General features: G+C 39.3%; 6 protein-coding genes and 1 pseudogene. All 7 read right to left on the bottom strand.

Annotated features, from left to right (window positions below; genetic code table 11):
• Nucleotides 1–151 (bottom strand): 30S ribosomal protein S11 (rpsK, locus tag Q0371_RS00240; RefSeq protein WP_298466746.1); only part of this gene is annotated, 151 nt, incomplete at its 3' end.
• Nucleotides 152–173: 22 nt separating this feature from the next.
• On the bottom strand, nt 174–539 hold the full coding sequence (gene rpsM, locus Q0371_RS00235; RefSeq protein ID WP_034304978.1) for a 30S ribosomal protein S13: 366 nt from the start codon (nt 537–539) through the stop codon (nt 174–176).
• Between the two features lie 22 nt (nt 540–561).
• Nucleotides 562–675: a 50S ribosomal protein L36 gene (gene rpmJ, locus Q0371_RS00230; protein ID WP_003156543.1), complete on the bottom strand. Its 114-nt coding sequence runs from the start codon at nt 673–675 to the stop codon at nt 562–564.
• Between the two features lie 40 nt (nt 676–715).
• Nucleotides 716–934 (bottom strand): translation initiation factor IF-1, encoded by a 219-nt coding sequence (gene infA / locus Q0371_RS00225; protein WP_028390440.1) that lies wholly within the window; start codon nt 932–934, stop codon nt 716–718.
• Between the two features lie 177 nt (nt 935–1,111).
• Nucleotides 1,112–1,428 (bottom strand): annotated as a pseudogene (locus Q0371_RS00220) (M24 family metallopeptidase); the annotation flags it as partial.
• A gap of 71 nt (nt 1,429–1,499) precedes the next feature.
• Complete coding sequence (locus tag Q0371_RS00215) at nt 1,500–2,153, bottom strand: adenylate kinase (protein ID WP_298466663.1); 654 nt, start codon at nt 2,151–2,153, stop codon at nt 1,500–1,502.
• A gap of 58 nt (nt 2,154–2,211) precedes the next feature.
• Nucleotides 2,212–3,187, bottom strand: a 976-nt coding sequence (gene secY, locus Q0371_RS00210; protein ID WP_298466660.1) for a preprotein translocase subunit SecY, incomplete at its 5' end; no start/stop codon positions are given.

The raw sequence follows: 3,187 nt of genomic DNA, 5'->3' as shown, positions 1-3,187 counted from the left end.
CTAGAGCTCCAGCACTTGACCAAGAAATAGCATTACCATGAGAGTCAGTGATCGTAACGATAGTGTTATTGAATGTTGAACGAATATGTGCAATACCAGTTTCTATATTCTTTTTCACACGACGTTTACGTGTATTAGTTTTACGTGCCATGAAAAGTAACCTCCTTTACTAATTATTTTTTCTTGTTAGCTACAGTACGACGAGGTCCTTTACGCGTACGAGCATTGTTTTTAGTATTTTGTCCACGAACAGGAAGACCACGACGGTGACGTAAACCACGGTAAGAACCGATTTCCATTAAACGTTTGATGTTTAGGGAGATTTCACGACGAAGGTCGCCTTCTACTTTAAGCTTGTCAATGATATCACGAATTTTGTTCAATTCGTCTTCCGTTAAGTCACGAACGCGAGTTTCTTCAGAAACGCCTGCTTCTGCAAGAATCTTGATCGCTGTTTGTTTTCCAATACCATATATATATGTTAATGAGATAACAATCCGTTTGTCACGGGGAATATCTACTCCAGCAATACGTGCCATGCTTGAGTGCACCTCCTTCTATTTAGCCTTGTTTTTGTTTATGTTTAGGGTTTTCGCAAATAACCATAACTTTACCTTTTCTGCGGATAACTTTACACTTTTCGCAGATTGGTTTGACTGATGGTCTGACTTTCATTGCTATCTAACCTCCTTATACAGATCGGAGCGTAACCGGATTATTTGAACCGGTATGTGATTCTGCCGCGAGTTAGATCATACGGGGAAAGCTCAACCGTAACTTTATCTCCAGGCAAAATGCGAATAAAGTGCATACGAATTTTACCGGATACATGAGCTAAAACAGTATGACCATTTTCTAATTCTACCTTAAACATTGCATTTGGCAAAGTCTCTTGTACTGTGCCTTCTACTTCAATTACATCATCTTTCGCCATTAAAGTGATTCTCCCTTCTCTATGCGTGAACCTATTAAAGGTACACATCTTTCCGTCAACATTACTCCAGTCCAATTATCCTCAAAAGTCATACAATTCTGCATCAAGTATTCACCATTTTGTAGAACCAGGCTTAAACTGAGGACCTTTATCAGTTGGACCGAAATGAGGATTTTATGGGTCCTCATGTAAGTCTTGACCGATTCCGTGACCGACATACTCTCGAAATAGAGAAGCAATTAGTCTCGACATAGGTTTGAATAGCATGGGAGATGTTTGAAAGGCGCACGCCTGACATAGCTTCTTTCAACCCTCTATATCACGACTCTTTAGGAATCCCAATAGAGTCACTGCATTTCTTCATCAATTTTGCCGACCGGATATGTCCATGAAGATCACTTAAAAAGTAATCGCCCAATTCAGGGAATACCAAGTACAAGAACCTGATTAATAAATGTGCGAATGCTCTCGCGAAATCCATTATACCCTTTGTATTATAGGAATGCACCAAGTTTAACTAGTAAGTTATAAAAATGGTATGAATTTCATAAATCAATACGAATGATTAATTTTGTAAAGCACCAAGCAACACATCGATATTTTCAAATACCTTATTAATATCTTGCTGTCCGTCAATGTTAACCAAGTATCCTTTGTCTCCGTAGAAATCAAGAAGTGGTTTGGTTTGTTTCAAATTCACATCTAAGCGATTTTGAACCGTTTCTGCATTATCGTCGGCACGTTGATGTAATTCTCCGCCGCAGCGGTCGCATACATCATCTTTAACAGGCGGATTGAAAACAAGATGATATGTCGCACCACATGATTTGCAAATACGACGTCCTGTCAATCTTTCCATTAAGATGCTTTTATCAACATCGATATTAATGACAAAATTCATTTTTCGATCTAAATCAGTAAGAATGCTTTCAAGTGCCTCTGCCTGCGCCACAGTACGTGGAAAACCATCAAGCAAAAATCCTTTTAGGCAGTCTTCCTTGCTTAAACGTTCACGTACAATGCCAATGGTAACTTCATCAGGTACCAATTCGCCTTTGTCCATGAATGATTTTGCCTTTAGACCTAATTCTGTTCCATCTTTGATAGCTGTTCGGAACATATCTCCAGTAGAGATATGAGGGATATTATATTTTTCTACGATTTGTTCAGCTTGAGTGCCCTTACCAGCACCCGGCAGACCCATTAACACTAGATTCAATTTTCTTCCCCCTCAAACTCTATAATGGGTAAAGGGAACAAGCCGTTCCCAAAACTCATTACTTTATAAAGCCTTTATAGTGTCTCTTCACAAGTTGTGATTCCAGCTGCTTCATCGTATCAAGGGCAACCCCCACTACGATTAGCAAACTGGTACCACCAATCTGTGCAGATTGAGGTAAATCAGCAAGCTTAATGAAAAATACCGGTAAAACGGCAATGATGGCTAAAAATATAGAGCCTACAAACGTCAAACGGTATAAAACACGTGTTAAATATTCTTGTGTACTCTTACCTGGACGAATCCCCGGCACATAGCCACCTTGCTTTTTCAAATTCTCAGCCATTTGTTCAGGATTAACCTGAATGAATGCATAAAAATACGCAAAAGCAATGATAAGAGCAACATATATGATCATCCCAATTGGCTTGGTGTAATCAAGATTTGTTGAAATCCAACTAGTCACGCTGTTCTTTCCAAAGAAAGAAGCGATTGTAGTGGGAGTAATGATAAATGCCATTGCAAAGATTACCGGAATAACCCCCGCAGCATTTACTTTCAATGGTAAATGAGTAGACTGGCCACCCATTTGTGTACGACCTACCGCAGCACGTTTAGCATATTGAATAGGAATTTTACGCAATGCCTGCTGAATAAAAATAACAGCAACCACGATTGCTAATACTGCTAAAACTATGAGGATAATCGTTATGATTCGTAAGAATAATTGATCACCAGCATTTTCGAATTGTTGGGCGTAAATCTGATTTGCCGTATTAGGCAAACTAGCTACGATACCAGCAAAGATTATGATGGAAATCCCATTACCCACACCCTTAGCAGTGATCAGCTCCCCTAACCACAAAAGAAAAGCTGTTCCTGCCGTTAAGACAGTCGCAATAAGCAAGTATGTTGCAATTCCAGGATTTTCAATCAACTGTCCACCTGACATATTATTGAACCCATAAGACATACCCACAGCTTGGATAAATCCTAGGATAATAGTGAAGTAACGAGTGAATTGCGCTAATTTA

Source organism: uncultured Psychrobacillus sp., from assembly GCF_938022135.1.
Taxonomy (GTDB): domain Bacteria; phylum Bacillota; class Bacilli; order Bacillales_A; family Planococcaceae; genus Psychrobacillus.
This window is presented reverse-complemented; position numbering and strand designations above follow the sequence as displayed.